General features: G+C 70.7%; 12 protein-coding genes. 5 read left to right on the top strand and 7 right to left on the bottom strand.

Annotated features, from left to right (window positions below; translation table 11 throughout):
* Nucleotides 1-51: 51 nt before the first annotated feature.
* Both fabB and fabA read right to left on the bottom strand, forming a co-directional pair.
* On the bottom strand, nt 52-1,278 hold the full coding sequence (gene fabB / locus MFF56_RS09205) for a beta-ketoacyl-ACP synthase I (protein ID WP_066923187.1): 1,227 nt from the start codon (nt 1,276-1,278) through the stop codon (nt 52-54).
* Between the two features lie 138 nt (nt 1,279-1,416).
* Nucleotides 1,417-1,962 carry a 3-hydroxyacyl-[acyl-carrier-protein] dehydratase FabA gene (gene fabA, locus MFF56_RS09200; RefSeq protein ID WP_066923184.1) on the bottom strand — a complete coding sequence of 182 codons (546 nt, stop codon included), beginning with the start codon at nt 1,960-1,962 and terminating at the stop codon, nt 1,417-1,419.
* A 237-nt stretch (nt 1,963-2,199) separates the two neighbouring features.
* Between fabA and irr the strand changes: the two genes are divergently transcribed.
* The gene (gene irr, locus MFF56_RS09195; RefSeq protein WP_066923181.1) at nt 2,200-2,712 is read left to right on the top strand and encodes a Fur family transcriptional regulator Irr; all 513 of its coding nucleotides are present in this window, start codon (nt 2,200-2,202) and stop codon (nt 2,710-2,712) included.
* 65 nt (nt 2,713-2,777) lie between these two features.
* On the opposite strand, the gene MFF56_RS09190 is transcribed toward irr, so the two are convergent.
* Complete coding sequence (locus MFF56_RS09190; protein WP_066923230.1) at nt 2,778-3,344, bottom strand: SH3 domain-containing protein; 567 nt, start codon at nt 3,342-3,344, stop codon at nt 2,778-2,780.
* 263 nt (nt 3,345-3,607) lie between these two features.
* Here MFF56_RS09190 and MFF56_RS09185 point away from each other — a divergent pair, with 263 nt between their 5' ends.
* Complete coding sequence (locus tag MFF56_RS09185; protein WP_066923178.1) at nt 3,608-4,609, top strand: 2-hydroxyacid dehydrogenase; 1,002 nt, start codon at nt 3,608-3,610, stop codon at nt 4,607-4,609.
* Between the two features lie 18 nt (nt 4,610-4,627).
* On the opposite strand, the gene MFF56_RS09180 is transcribed toward MFF56_RS09185, so the two are convergent.
* Complete coding sequence (locus MFF56_RS09180) at nt 4,628-5,944, bottom strand: flavin monoamine oxidase family protein (RefSeq protein ID WP_066923175.1); 1,317 nt, start codon at nt 5,942-5,944, stop codon at nt 4,628-4,630.
* A 134-nt stretch (nt 5,945-6,078) separates the two neighbouring features.
* Here MFF56_RS09180 and MFF56_RS09175 point away from each other — a divergent pair, with 134 nt between their 5' ends.
* Nucleotides 6,079-6,789 (top strand): sulfate transporter family protein, encoded by a 711-nt coding sequence (locus MFF56_RS09175; RefSeq protein WP_066923172.1) that lies wholly within the window; start codon nt 6,079-6,081, stop codon nt 6,787-6,789.
* Between the two features lie 136 nt (nt 6,790-6,925).
* Here the strand turns inward: MFF56_RS09175 and MFF56_RS09170 are convergent, their stop codons facing one another.
* Nucleotides 6,926-8,128 (bottom strand): complex I NDUFA9 subunit family protein, encoded by a 1,203-nt coding sequence (locus tag MFF56_RS09170; RefSeq protein WP_066923169.1) that lies wholly within the window; start codon nt 8,126-8,128, stop codon nt 6,926-6,928.
* Between the two features lie 573 nt (nt 8,129-8,701).
* Here MFF56_RS09170 and MFF56_RS09165 point away from each other — a divergent pair.
* Nucleotides 8,702-9,292, top strand: a complete 591-nt coding sequence (locus MFF56_RS09165; protein WP_197430605.1) for a class I SAM-dependent methyltransferase — start codon at nt 8,702-8,704, stop codon at nt 9,290-9,292.
* 41 nt (nt 9,293-9,333) lie between these two features.
* Nucleotides 9,334-10,650 carry a putative hexosyltransferase gene (locus MFF56_RS09160; RefSeq protein ID WP_156453784.1) on the top strand — a complete coding sequence of 439 codons (1,317 nt, stop codon included), beginning with the start codon at nt 9,334-9,336 and terminating at the stop codon, nt 10,648-10,650.
* Here MFF56_RS09160 and MFF56_RS09155 read toward each other — a convergent pair.
* Both MFF56_RS09155 and MFF56_RS09150 read right to left on the bottom strand, forming a co-directional pair.
* Nucleotides 10,647-10,952, bottom strand: coding sequence for a plasmid stabilization protein (locus tag MFF56_RS09155; RefSeq protein WP_066923161.1), 306 nt, complete (start codon nt 10,950-10,952; stop codon nt 10,647-10,649). The two genes, MFF56_RS09160 and MFF56_RS09155, sit on opposite strands and share 4 nt — an antisense overlap.
* A 27-nt stretch (nt 10,953-10,979) precedes the next feature.
* The gene (locus MFF56_RS09150; protein ID WP_066923158.1) at nt 10,980-12,602 is read right to left on the bottom strand and encodes a hybrid sensor histidine kinase/response regulator; all 1,623 of its coding nucleotides are present in this window, start codon (nt 12,600-12,602) and stop codon (nt 10,980-10,982) included.
* Between the last annotated feature and the right edge of the window lie 26 nt (nt 12,603-12,628).

Raw genomic sequence — 12,628 nt, 5'->3', positions numbered from 1 at the left:
AGAAACGTTCCGGGCCAGCATTATTCCGCCGATGGCCGAAGGGTCGCGGCCTCAGGCGTCGACGTGCTTCAGCACCAGCGTCGCGTTGGTGCCGCCGAAGCCGAAGGAGTTCGAGAGGACGTGGCCGAGCTTCGCGTCGTCCCGCCGCTGGCGCAGGATCGGCATGTCGGCGAAGGCCGGGTCGAGCTCGTCGATGTGGGCGCTCTCGCAGATGAAGCCGTTGTTCATCATCAGCAGTGAGTAGATCGCCTCCTGGACGCCCGTGGCGCCCAGCGAGTGGCCGGTGAGCGACTTCGTCGCCGCGATCGGCGGGCAGGCCTCGCCGCGGCCGAAGACCTCGCGGATCGCCTCGATCTCCTTGTCGTCGCCGACCGGCGTCGAGGTGGCGTGCGGGTTGATGTAGTCGATCCTGGCGCCCTTCAGGCCCGAGATCGCCTGCTGCATGCAGCGGACCGCGCCCTCGCCGGAGGGGGCAACCATATCGTGCCCGTCCGAGGTCGCGCCGTAGCCCGCGACCTCGCCGTAGATACGGGCGCCGCGGGCCTTCGCGTGCTCGTACTCCTCCAGCACCAGAACGCCGGCACCGCCCGCGATCACGAATCCGTCGCGGCCCGCATCGTAGGCGCGGGACGCCCGGGCCGGGGTGTCGTTGTACTTCGCGGACATCGCCCCCATGGCGTCGAACAGGACCGAGAGGGTCCAGTCGAGCTCCTCGCAGCCGCCCGCGAAGATCACGTCCTGGCGGCCGGCCTGAATGATCTCGGCGGCGTTGCCGATGCAGTGGTTCGACGTCGCGCAGGCGGAAGAGATCGAGTAGTTCACGCCGCGAATCTTGAACCACGTCGCGAGCGTCGCGGACGCCGTCGAGGACATGGCCTTGGGCACCGCGAAGGGCCCGACGCGCTTGGGCCCCTTCTCGGTCGCGATCGCGGCCGATTCGACGATGGTGCGGGTCGAAGGGCCGCCCGAGCCCATGATGATGCCGGTGCGGTCGTTCGAGACGTCGCCGGCCTCAAGACCTGCGTCCTGGATCGCCTGCTCCATGGCGACGTGGTTCCAGGCGGTGCCGCCGCCGTGGAAGCGCATGGCGCGCCGATCGACCACGCCCTCGGGATCGAGGCTCGGGGCGCCCGAAACCTGGCTGCGGAAGCCGTGGGCCGCCTGCGACGCGTCGCGCGCGATCCCCGAGCGCGCCTCGCGTAAGGAGGCGAGGACTTCCTGCGTGTTGTTGCCGATGGACGAGACGATGCCCATCCCGGTGATGACGACACGGCGCATGGAAAAAACTGTCTCCGCGGCGGGCCGTGGACCCGCGCTCTCCCGGTCAGCTAGGACGAAGCCCGCCCGTTCGCAACTGCCGGGGCAACGGCCGGGAGCGCGCGTCCGCTCCCGGCCGGCAGCCCCGCGAGCGAAAAATCAGCTCTGGAACAGCGCGACGCGCAGATCCTGCGCCTCGTAGATGCGCTTGCCGTCGGCCTCCAGCCAGCCGTCGGCGATGCCCAGCACCAGCTTGCCCTGGCGCACGCGCTTGAGATCGACCCCGTAGACGACTTGGCGGACGGTCGGCAGCACCTGATCGGTGAACTTCACCTCGCCGACACCGAGCGCCCGGCCGCGGCCCGGCGAGCCGAGCCAGCCCAGATGGAAGCCGACGAGCTGCCAGAGCGCGTCGAGGCCGAGGCAGCCCGGCATCACCGGGTCGCCCTTGAAGTGGCAGGGGAAGAACCAGAGGTCGGGACGGATGTCGAACTCGGCCCGGACCAGCCCCTTGCCGTAGGCGCCGCCCTCGCTGCCGATCTCGGTGATGCGGTCGAACATCAGCATCGGCGGCAGCGGAAGCTGGGCGTTGCCGGCCCCGAACAGCTCGCCGCGCCCGCAGGCCAGCAGGTCCTCGTAGGTGTAGCTCGACGCGCGGGCTCTCGCCTCGGATGCGGTCTGGGGCGCGTTGGTGTCGGAGGACATGGGGGCGTTTCGGTTCCCTGATCGATCGCGGTCGCTCGGCCGCGGCGCCCGGGGCGGGCGCCGCCGAAGACCCGGCGGGCGGGTCCGGCATTCGGCGCCTCGTTAACACGGGCCCGGGCGCCTTCAAAGTTTCGCCCGTCCGCGGTCGCGTCCCGGACTCGGGTTGCGGCTGCGGCTGCGGTTCCGTATAATCCTCGATCAAATCTACATGTATTCCAGAGAGCATCCCGTCCGCCGATGTCCGAGCTGCTGCCCCTGCAGGCCGTCCTGAACGGCCGGACCACCCCGCTCTCCGCGGAGGCGTCCGCCGCCGGCCGCCGCGGCTGCCCGCTCTCGGACCTGCGCGACCGCCTGCGCCGCGCCGGCCTGCGCCCGACCCGCCAGCGCCTCTCGCTCGGCTGGCTGCTCTTCGGCCGCGGCGACCGCCACCTCACGGCCGAGATGCTCTACGACGAGGCGATGCGCGCCAAGGTGCCGGTCTCGCTCGCCACCGTCTACAACACGCTGCACCAGTTCACGGAAGCCGGCCTGCTGCGCCAGCTCGCGCTGGACGGGTCGAAGGCCTATTTCGACACGAACCCGACCGAGCACCACCACTTCTACCTCGAGGACGAGGCCAAGGTGATGGACATGCCCGATTGCGGCATCACCGTCGATTCGCTGCCCGAGGCGCCCGAGGGCATGGAGATCGCGGGGGTCGAGGTCATCGTGCGCCTGCGCCGCCGCGCCGGGGCGCGCCGCCAGGGCTGAGCGCGAGGCGCACGGATTTTTCGGAGAGGCCCGGGCGATCCCCGGGCCTTTCTCGTTCCGGAAGCCTACTCGACCCGCTCGTTGGGATAGACGCCCCAGAGGCGGTTCTGCCGGATGTAGCCGTCCACGTCGCCGCGCTTGCCCGGCAGGGGCACGACGAGGCGGCACCACGTCCCGGTGCAGTTCTTGACGCTGCCGATCACCCCGGCCTCCAGCCGCGCCTCGTCGCGGGCGTCGTCGGCGGCGCTGGCCCGCAGCGGCACCGCGTTGCGGTCGCTCTTCGGCGCCGTGACCAGGGCAGTGCGGCGGCCCGACAGCAGCGAGTGCAGCACCCATCCCTCGGTGCCCTCCGAATCGCGGATCCGCCGCCAGGTCTCGAACTCGCCGACGATCTCCACCGGCAGACCCGCCCGCTGGAACACCCAGAGGGTGCGGTGGTCCTTGGAGGGCCCCTCGCGCAGGTTGACCCGGTCCGTCTTCAGGCTGGCGTAGCGGGGCAGCGGCAGCTTCGTGACTGGGCCGAGCGCGGTCTCGGGCGTCGGGGCCGCGGGCGCGGCGAGAGCCGGCGCGACCGGAGCCGGCCCGGCGAGCAGCAGGACCGCGCCCGCCAGGAGCGTTCGGGCAATGCGCATCGTGCGGTCTCCCATCCTGTCGCCGGCTCCTGCCGGCCTTTGCCTGTGCGTCGCCGGCGGCCGCCCGGATTGTGTTCCGCCCTCGCTCTGGTAAGGAGGCCGGAGGCCCGAAACCCGCCCGTCGACGGCCCCGCACGACGCCCGATCGTACTGGCGGAGTTCGGTTAACGGACGCTTGCGCCCACCGGAACCCGGCGGGCCCGCACCGCGTCGAGGGGGCGGACAAGAGGCCGGACCATGCGCCCTGGCGCGAGGGAGGACAGATGACGTCGAAGCGCAAGCCGCTCGTGGTGGTGACGCGGCGCCTGCCGGACGCCGTCGAGACGCGCATGCGCGAACTCTTCGACGTGCGCCTCAACGCCGACGACCAGCCCATGGGCCCCGAGCAGCTAGCCGCAGCCCTGCGCGAGGCCGACGTGCTAGTGCCGACCGTGACCGACGAGATCGATTCGGGCCTCCTCGCCCAGGCCGGGCCGAACCTCAGGCTCATCGCCAATTTCGGCAACGGCGTCGATCACATCGACGTGGGCGTGGCGCTGGAGCGCGGCATCACCGTCACCAACACGCCGGGCGTGCTTACCGAGGACACCGCCGACATGACGATGGCGCTGATCCTCGCGGTCGCCCGCCGCGTGACGGAGGGCGCGCGCATCATCCCGGACGACGAGTGGAACACCGGCTGGTCGCCGACCTGGATGCTCGGTCGCCGCATTACAGGCAAGCGTCTCGGTATCGTCGGGATGGGCCGGATCGGCCAGGCGCTCGCCCGCCGCGCCCGCGCCTTCGGCCTGCAGATCCACTACCACAACCGCCGCCGCGTCCCGGCCGCGATCGAGAGCGCGCTCGACGCGACCTATTGGGAATCCCTCGACCAGATGCTGGCGCGGGTCGATATCGTCTCGGTGAACTGCCCGCACACGCCGGCCACCTACCACCTGCTCTCGGCCCGCCGCCTCAAGCTCCTGAAGCGCGAGGCGATCGTGGTGAACACCGCCCGCGGCGAGGTGATCGACGAGAACGCGCTGGCCCGTCTCATCGAGGCAGGCGACGTCTCGGGGGCCGGCCTGGACGTGTTCGAGCAGGAGCCCGCGGTGAGCCCGCGCCTCGTCAAGCTCGCCCGGACCGGCAAGGTGGTGCTGCTGCCCCACATGGGCTCGGCCACCCACGAGAGCCGCATGGACATGGGCGAGAAGGTCATCATCAACATCAAGACCTTCATGGACGGCCACCGCCCGCCGGACCGCGTGCTGCCGAGCATGCTCTGAGGGCTTAGGGCGCGCGCCTCACGCCGCCCCGTTGCTCAGCCGCGCCGCCACCGCCTCGGCGGCGCGGGTCCCTTCCTCGTAGGCGCCACCCGCCGTGCCCCATTGCAGGCGCGAGAGCGCCTCGCCCGCGAACCAGATCCGGTCACCCACCGGCGCCTGCAGCGCCTGTCTGGCCCCCGCATGCCCCGGCGGCACCACCGCCCAGGAGCCGCGCGACCAGGGATCGTGCCGCCACGCGCTGACCGCCGGGATCGTGAGGTCGCGGAGGGCTCGCGCCCCGAAATGCTCGGCCATCACCGCGCGGACGTGGCGGCGCGCCCGGTCGGCATCGCCGTCGACGGCGTCGATCGCGGCGGCGTCGCGGATGTCGAGTTCGTAGAAGTGGAACGGCGTGCCGTCGATCCGGGCGAGGAGCCCCGAGGGCACCTGTCGCCCGCCCGCCATCGCGACGAGCCGGTCGGCGCCCCGGAACGGGCTCGAGGGCCAGTGCAGCACCGCGTGCTCGTAGATGCCGCGGCTGAACCCGTCGATCGCGGCGCGCACCGGCCCCGGCAGGGCCGGCGTGAAGCGCAGGCTCTCCCACAGCACCATGACGGGCACCGTGACGACGACCGCGCGGGCTCGTAGCGGCCCCTGCGGCGTCGTCACCGTCACGCCCGCCCCCGTCCAGTCGATGCCGGTGACCGGCCGCCCGAGGGCGATCGGCAGGCCCTGCGCCAGCCGGGCCAGATAGGCGCCGTAGCCGCCGGCGAGGAAGAAGTTGTCGCCGTACTCCAGGCTCGGGAAATCGTGCAGCGAGACCTCGGTGAGCGGCCGGCCCGAGACCAGCCCGTGCACCTGCGCCACCCGGGCGCCCCAGGGGCCGAGAGCGGGCGGCAGCGCGGTCGAGGCCGCGCGGTCGGGCCCTTCCCCGGCGGCGCCCCGCGTCATGGCCCGGTCGGCCCGGTCGAAGGCGCGGGCGGAGGCCTGCCTCTCGGCCGGCCGGCCGGGCCGGCCCGAGACCCAGGCATGCCCGTCCTGCGGCGCGCGCCGGAGCGGCTCGCCGCGGGCGTGGCCGAGCCGGACCAGCGGGTTGATCGGCCCGGCATGGAGCCAGTGCGCGCCGAGATCGACGGCATGACCGCGCAAGGTGGTGGTGAAGGCGCGTCCCCCGACACGGTCGCGCGCCTCCAGCACCGCGACCGCGATCCCGCGCGCCGCGAGCGCCCGGGCCGCCGCGATGCCGGCGGCACCCGCGCCGACCACGATCACCGCCGGATCGTCGGGCAGCGGTGCGAGGCGGGGCGCGAGGCTCGGACGGTGATGGGCGTGGGCCGGCGTGCCGGTGGGGCTCATGCGGTGTTGCCTGTCGGACTCGGACGAGGGCTCATCTGGTGCCCGGGGCCCGGGGGTGAAGCCTTGCGGCTGGCTCGTCGGCGCCCCACACCTGCCGGGCGCCGAGGCTGCGGCGCGGACGAGTCGAACCCGGCATGCTGATCCAGTCCGCCCTCGCGGCACTCCGCCAGACCCTGTCGCCGCCGCTGCGGGCGATCCTATGGAAGTCGCTCGGGCTGACGCTCGGCCTCCTCGTCCTGGTCTGGTTCGGGCTGACGCGGTTGATCCAGTGGTTCCAGGCGAGCCACCACATCTCGGAGCAGTACCCGCTCCTCGACACGCTGGCCTATTTCCTGGCCGGGTTCGGGCTCTTCGTGGCGCTCGCCTACGTGATGCCCGCGGTCTCGATCCTGGTGGCGGGCTTCTTCCTCGACGACGCGGCCGAGATCGTCGAGCGCACCGACTTCCCCGACGAGCCGCCGGGCCGGGCCCTGCCCTTTGGGATCGCGATGCTCTACGCGGCGCGCTTCGCGGGGCTGACGCTCATCGTCAACGTCGGCGCGCTGATCATCTTCTTCGTGCCGGTGGTGGGCATCGCGGCCTTCTTCGCGGCGAACGCCTACCTGCTCTCGCGCGAGTATTTCGAGATGGCCGCCGCCCGCTTCCGGCCGTTGCCGGAGGCGGCGGCGATGCGGCGGGACTACGCCACGACCACGCTCGCGGCGGGCTGCCTGCTCGCCGGGATGATGGTGGTGCCGGTCCTCAACCTCGTGACGCCGCTCTTCGGCATCGCCCTGATGGTGCACGTCCACAAGCGCCTCGCCCGGCGGCTTCCCGCCCCGGCGCCGACGCCGCGCCTGCGCTGATCCGCACACGCCTCCTCCCGTTTCCGGGGCACGGTCGCCGCGCTGGCCTCGCACTTCGACCGTGCGTCCCGCATATCCCCACAGACCGGCACGGCGAGGGATGCCGGGTGAGGCGTGAGGCGCGCGGATCGCGGGCCTAGCGCCTGGAGCCCCAGCGGGCGCCCTTGTTGCCGGGTGCGCCGCCGGGATCGGCGGCGAGCGCCGGGCCGGAGGCGCGCTCGGGCCGGTGCTGCGAGCCCGGATCGAGCGGCTTGTTGGTGAGGAGATCAGGCACCTCGGCGAGCGCCTCGGAGCCGCGGCCGGTCGAGAACTGCCCGGCTTTGCGGAAGGTCCAGAGGTAGCCCGGCACCACGGCCTCGGCGGCGGTCGGCTGGATGCCGAGCGCCTCGATGGTGCGCCCCTCGGCCTTTGCCGCCTCGGAGACCACGTTGTCGTGCTGGAGTTGCATGACTTGGTCGCGGGTGAGCTTCAGGTCGGCGGGCAGCAGGCCGAGAGTCAGGGTGTCGGCGATCTCGAGGAAGCCCGCCTGGAGCCGGGCGAGCGGCAGCGGCAGGTCGATCACCAGGCGCTTGCGGCGGATCACGTCCAGCATGTAGCGCACGAGATGCTCCAGCGTCGCGACCTCGGGGCCGCCGAGCTCGTACACCTTGCCCGCCGGGACCCGGCCGTCGACCGCCCGGGCGATCGCCTCGGCGACGTCGCCCACGAAGACCGGCTGGAACCGGCTGCCGGCGCCCGCGAGCGGCAGCACCGGCAGGGCGCGGGCGAGACCCGCGAAGCGGTTGAAGAAGCTGTCGCCGGGGCCGAACACCAGCGAGGGGCGAAACACGACCGCGTCGGGCACCGCCCGGAACACGGCCGCTTCGCCCTCGGCCTTCGTGCGGGCATAGGCCGTGTCGGCGCCCGCCTCGGCACCGATCGCCGAGACGTGGATCATCCGGGCGCCCTCGGCGGCGGCGGCGCGGGCGATCAGGCCCGGCCCCTCGGCCTGCAGGCGGTGGAAGCTCTGAGCCCCGCTCTCCTGCAGGATGCCCACGAGGTTGATCACCACGTCGGAGCCTGCGACCGCGCGGGCGACCGAGTCGGGGTAGCGCAGGTTCGCCTGGACGGCGACGATCTGGCCGACCTTGCCGAGGGGTTGCAGGAACAGGGCGAGGTCGGGCCGGCGCACCGCCACGCGGATGCGGTAGCCGCGCTTGGCCAGCGCCCGGACCACGTGCCGCCCGACGAAGCCCGAGCCGCCGAAGATCGTCACGAGCTGCGAGGCCGGCCGCACCGGACCGGAATGCGCCGCCGGGCTGTCGGACGATGGGGTGGACTGTGTGGTTGGGCCGGTCATCGCCTGCTGATCTCGCATCCTCGTGGCGGCGCCCGCGCGCGCCGTCGGGCTTGTCGGTGCCGCTACTTATCGCAATTCTGGGTCGAGGGGAGCCGGGTCCTGCGCGCAATCGTGACAGGGCCTGCCGCAAACGAGCCTGGACGGCCGTACCGCGGCACGGATGCGCGGCATCGGCTCAGCGCGTGCCGGGCCCGGGACCCGGGATCGCCGGACCGGGAAGCTGCGGGCCTGCCCGGCGCCCCTCCGCCGCGCGGCGTCCGTGGTGCGCTGCCGCCGACCAGGCTCGAGACGGCGCGGCGACCGAGCCCTCGCGGCGGCATCGAGCGAACCTCCGCGGATCCCGAGCTCCGTCCGCGCGCCGAAGCATACCCCTGATGAGATTCGGCCTAGCTCGCAAGAGAGGCTGCCTCCACGACGCACCATGGAAGAATAACTGCAGCAAAACTGCAAAACCCCTTCACTTCAGCCACCGCAGGAAAGGTCTCTGCAATGAATCATGCCCTATCTCTGCGGCGGGAGACGCGGATTCACGAGATGAAGAGCCCTGCGCGTCCTATGCGCGGGATGAGTGCGGTGAAGACGCACTACCAGCCGTATGTGTGTCCGCTGCACGCGGTGCTCGATCACATTCCGTCAGAGGCGCGGGTCTACGACATCGGCTGCGGATCCGGCTCGTTCCTGTACTTGATCCGGCGGCTCAGATCCGCGATCCGCGCCCAAGGGTACGACGTCTCGGCCGAGGCGATCGCGGCAGGACAGCAGTTCTCCAAGCTCGAGCCGTCCATCTCCGTATCGCTTCGCGGGGCCGACTATGTCCCGGATCTGAGCGATTTCGATGTCGTGACCATGATCGATGTCCTGCATCATGTTCCGAGGCAGGAACAGGCCGCCTTCCTCGGACGCATCGTCGCGAAAATGCGCGGTGGCTCACGCATCGTCATTCTCGATATCGACGCCGGGCGTCGCTGGCAAGCCTGGGCCAATCAATTCCATGATCTTCTGCTCGCCAGGGAATGGGCCAATCCGCGCGACCCGAAATCGACGATAGGATTTCTGCGAGATGCCGGAATCGAGCTCGACCCGCCGCGCTTCTATTCGACCCTATGGTATGGTCATTACTTGATATCAGGCCGATCGCTGAGCCGCCAAAACTGCAGCCGATGATGCCGGCGATCCCCGTCGCCGAACGCTTGGGAGACTCCGTTATGCATTCCGCCGCAATGACGCCCCAGCGTTTGAGACCGCATTACCGCATCGCAATCCTGCTGGCTGCCATAACGACGATCATCGTGCTCTACAGGAGCCTCCTGCAGGTCGAGTCCGCGGACGTCCACTGGTGGTTTCTGCCGTGGCTGAGGCATATTCACGATCACGGAATCGCTCAGACGCTCTCGATCAATCTTCCGGTACTCGTGCTCGAAGCCAACAACGCGGGAAACTATACGCCTCCCTATCTCTATCTCTTGTTCCTCGGAAGCCATGCTGGCCCGCTCGCTGACGACCTGACCGTCATCAAGATCGTCTCCATCTCAGGAGCCGTCTTCTGCGCAGCCTCGCTGTACTACCTGCTCTCGTGCTACGTCCGCCGAGACATCGCGATCTGCGGCGCGATCGCATATCTTCTGCTTCCGAGCGTCGTCCTGAATGCCGCCGCGTGGGGACAGATCGAGTCCTACTACACGGGCTTCATCCTCATCGCGATCGCCCGAGCCGAGCGCGAGGATCTGCTCACCTGCATGGCCGCATTCGGCATCGCCATTTCCATAAAATTGCAGGCGATCTTCCTTGGACCATTCCTACTTTACTTGGTCATCTCACGGAAGGCGCCGATCGGAATCCTGATCATACCTCCGATCATGTATGCACTCATGATGCTGCCTGCCTGGATAGCCGGGCGCCCGGCCCTCGACCTGGCGATGATCTATGTCGAGCAGTCCCACGCCTACCCGTGGCTCTCGATGAACGCACCAAATCCCTGGACGTTCGTGCAGTACCTGCGTCTCGTTCCCCAGCCTGCAGGCATGGTGCTGGGAATCCTTGCAGGCTTGGTCGTCGGCCTGCTGATCGCCGGCCTGGGCTTCGTGCGCAGGGACAGGGGAAGCGATCTCCTGCTGGTGGCGCTGGCCAGCGTGACGCTGATTCCGTTCGTACTCCCCAAGATGGGAGACCGATACTTCTTCATGGCCGATACCCTCTCCTACGCGCTGGCGATCGCCCATACGCGCCGCTGGTCGGTCGGCGCGGCCGTCGCGATACAGATCGGTTCGTTCGGAGCCTACCTCACCCATTTCTCCGGCGTTCGCATCGGGACGGGGCTGGGCGTACTCTCCATGACGATCGCCGTGGCCGTCATCTGCACGCAGGTCTTCCGGTTGCGGCAGAACCGGGGCAGGGCGCGCGATATTTCGGCCGCCCCGTCCGCGCGGTCGGGGAACGGCACGCGGTCGAGCGCCCGTGAGGCCTCCGGTCGGCCATCCCGGCCCGCGCCGAGGCGCGAGGCCTCCAGGACAGGCCCGCCCTAATGGCCCCGCGCCTTGCGGGTCTCGGCGGCCTTCCTGGCCGAGGCGGAGCGCGCCTCAGCGCTGCGCCGGGCCGAAGCCTCGCCGCCCGCCTGCCCGCCCTTGTGTGCCGCCGGGTGGCCGGTGTTCTTGCCACGCCCGGAGCCGCCGGGCTTCTTGCCGCCGCCGTCGTCCTTGTTGACGGTCGCCCAGGCGCGGGACTCGGCCTCGGCCTCCGGCACGCCGCGCCGTTCGTAGGATTCGGCTATGTGCTCGGCCTTGCGGATCTGCTTGTCGGTGTATTTCGACTTGTCGCCCTGGGACATGTTCGAACTCCCGTCTCCGCCCGCCCCTCAGCCGACGCCGGTCGGCCCGTCGAGGATCGCGCGCACCCGTCGGATCAGGTCGGTGCGCCGGTAGGGCTTGTTCAAGAGGTCGAACTCGGATCCGCCGATGTCGGTTCGCTCCAGGCTCGCCTCGGCGTAGCCCGTTGTCAGCAAGACCTTGAGCCGCGGCTGACGACGTCGCGCCTCGCGGGCCAGCGCGACGCCGTTCATGCCGCCCGGCATGATCAGGTCCGAGAACAGCAGGTCGATCCGCTCGCCGCCCTCGAGGATCTCCAGGGCCTGCCGGCCGTTGGCCGCCATCAGGGTGGTGTAGCCGAAGTCGCGCAGGATGGTGCGGGCGAGTTCCGCCACGTCCTCGCGGTCGTCCACGATCAGGATGGTCTCGGTGCCCTGCCGCTCGACCGCCCGGGCGGTGGCCGCGCGCGCGTCGCGCACCGCGCTGTCGGTGGCGGGGAAGAACAGCCGCACGGTGGTGCCCTGCCCCAGCGCCGACTCGATCTGGGCCGCGCCGCCGGACTGCTTGGCGAAGCCGTAGACCATCGAGAGGCCGAGGCCCGTGCCCTTGCCCTCCTCCTTCGTGGTGAAGAACGGGTCCATCACCCGGCCGAGCAGGTTCGGCGCGATGCCCGAGCCCGTGTCGGTGACCGACACGCCGACGTAGCGCCCCGCCCGGAGGGCGCCGAACGCGCCCTCGTCGCCCGCCTCGACCGTGCGGTTCTCGGTGGCGATGCGCACCGTGCCGCCCGCTTCCATCGCGTCGCGGGCGTTGATCAGGACGTTGAGCAGCGCGACCTCGGCCTGGGTCGGATCGACCCGGCAGTTCCAGAGGTCGGGCGCCAGCGCCAGCTCGATCCGCACCGCCTCGCCGAGCGAGCGGGCGGCCATCTCGTCCATGCCCGCGATGAGGGTGTTGAGGTTGACCGCGCGCCCGTCGAGGCGCTGCCTGCGGGCGAAGGCGAGGAGCTGCTGCGTCAGGGTGGTGGCGCGCTCGGCCGCCTGCCGGATGTTCTCGGTCGCGCGGGTGAGCCGCCCCGTGTCGGCACCCGGATCGGCGAGCCCCGAGGCCAGGATGTCCACGTAGCCGACGATGACCTGCAGCAGGTTGTTGAAATCGTGGGCGATGCCGCCGGTGAGCTGGCCCAGCGCCTCCATCTTCTGGGCCTGGCCCAGGGCATCCTCGGCGTCGCGGCGGCGCGAGACGTCGAGCTGCGAGCCGAAAAAATAGACCAGCTCGCCGGCCGCGTTGTAGACCGGGCTCACGAAGAGGGCGTTCCAGAAGGTCGAGCCGTTCTTGCGGTAGTTCAGGATCTCGGTGGCGAATTCGCGCCGCTCGGCGATCGCCTGGCGCACCTCGGCGATCGTCTCGCGGTCGGTCTCGGGGCCCTGCAGGAAGCGGCAGTTGCGGCCGACGAGCTCCTCCGGCGCGTAGCCCGTCATCGCCAGAAAGGCGCGGTTGGCGAAGATGATCGGGTTGTCGGGCTGGCGCGGGTCCGTGACGATCATCGGCATCCGCGTGGTCTCGACGGCGGCGAAGAAGATGTCGCCGTGCGGATCCTCAACGTCGCTCGGGCGTCCCTCGTCGACGCGGGCCCCTGGGCCGACCGGCGGCGTCTCTGGCGTGTCGGGCATCTCGGCGGCGCCTTGGTCGTGGAGGA

It is taken from the genome of Methylobacterium hispanicum (assembly GCF_022179285.1).
GTDB lineage: Bacteria > Pseudomonadota > Alphaproteobacteria > Rhizobiales > Beijerinckiaceae > Methylobacterium > Methylobacterium hispanicum.
The sequence above is the reverse complement of the archived record's forward strand: the minus strand, read 5'-3'. Positions and strand labels throughout refer to the sequence as shown.

What these genes read in the sequence shown, in the direction of transcription:
- fabB (WP_066923187.1), bottom strand. Translation starts at nt 1,278, where the DNA reads ATGCGCCGTGTCGTCATCACCGGGATGGGCATCGTCTCGTCCATCGGC.
- fabA (WP_066923184.1), bottom strand. Translation starts at nt 1,962, where the DNA reads ATGTCCTCCGACACCAACGCGCCCCAGACCGCATCCGAGGCGAGAGCC.
- irr (WP_066923181.1), top strand. Translation starts at nt 2,200, where the DNA reads ATGTCCGAGCTGCTGCCCCTGCAGGCCGTCCTGAACGGCCGGACCACC.
- MFF56_RS09190 (WP_066923230.1), bottom strand. Translation starts at nt 3,344, where the DNA reads ATGCGCATTGCCCGAACGCTCCTGGCGGGCGCGGTCCTGCTGCTCGCC.
- MFF56_RS09185 (WP_066923178.1), top strand. Translation starts at nt 3,608, where the DNA reads ATGACGTCGAAGCGCAAGCCGCTCGTGGTGGTGACGCGGCGCCTGCCG.
- MFF56_RS09180 (WP_066923175.1), bottom strand. Translation starts at nt 5,944, where the DNA reads ATGAGCCCCACCGGCACGCCGGCCCACGCCCATCACCGTCCGAGCCTC.
- MFF56_RS09175 (WP_066923172.1), top strand. Translation starts at nt 6,079, where the DNA reads ATGCTGATCCAGTCCGCCCTCGCGGCACTCCGCCAGACCCTGTCGCCG.
- MFF56_RS09170 (WP_066923169.1), bottom strand. Translation starts at nt 8,128, where the DNA reads ATGACCGGCCCAACCACACAGTCCACCCCATCGTCCGACAGCCCGGCG.
- MFF56_RS09160 (WP_156453784.1), top strand. Translation starts at nt 9,334, where the DNA reads ATGCATTCCGCCGCAATGACGCCCCAGCGTTTGAGACCGCATTACCGC.
- MFF56_RS09155 (WP_066923161.1), bottom strand. Translation starts at nt 10,952, where the DNA reads ATGTCCCAGGGCGACAAGTCGAAATACACCGACAAGCAGATCCGCAAG.
- MFF56_RS09150 (WP_066923158.1), bottom strand. Translation starts at nt 12,602, where the DNA reads ATGCCCGACACGCCAGAGACGCCGCCGGTCGGCCCAGGGGCCCGCGTC.